The organism is Oleiphilus sp. HI0043, assembly GCF_001634935.1.
Genome location: NZ_LWEY01000340.1, coordinates 1 through 592, shown reverse-complemented (window position 1 = coordinate 592; position 592 = coordinate 1). Strand labels below are relative to the sequence as shown.

Annotated in this window: 1 protein-coding gene; it reads left to right on the top strand. The window is 44.1% G+C overall.

Annotated elements, in window-relative coordinates; all coding sequences use genetic code 11:
* Positions 1-32: 32 nt before the first annotated feature.
* A partial coding sequence (locus A3729_RS04835) for a phosphopantetheine-binding protein (protein WP_156497669.1) occupies positions 33-592 on the top strand: 560 nt, incomplete at its 3' end.

Sequence of the window (592 nt, the reverse complement as noted above, 5' to 3'; positions counted from 1 at the left end):
AAGCATACCTCACGCAAGAGCTACCTGCCTATATGCAGCCGTCTCATTTTCTGTTCAGCGATGCACTGATGACAACGCCTTCAGGGAAAATCGACCGCAAGAGTATGCTCGCCCAGTATCACGCCAATCAAGGTAAGTTAGCTGAGCAGGTTTCAAGCATGCAGAAAGAGCAGCTAATAGCTGTGCCAGATAAAGTGTCACTAAGCTCAATGATCTATTCCTTGCTTGGTAACGACAATATCGACACATCAAAAAGTCTGGTTGATGTAGGCATGACATCACTCATGGCGAACCAGTTATCAGTTCAGCTATATGAAAGCTTTCAGCTAGATATACCCGCCTATAAGCTTTTTCAATACGCTTCGATAGACTCGTTTATCAATCATCTTAGTAAGCAAGTGAGAACTAACAACTATCAGACACGAAATACTAACTCCCGCAAAGATGGCTCTCGTGACATCGCTATTATAGGCATGGCCATTAATGCACCTGGCGCAAATAACCTTCCACAATTTTGGGAGAACTTGCTAGCAGAAAAAGAAAGCCTGCATGTATTTGCACCCACGTCAGCAGATGGTGAAGTTAACACTCG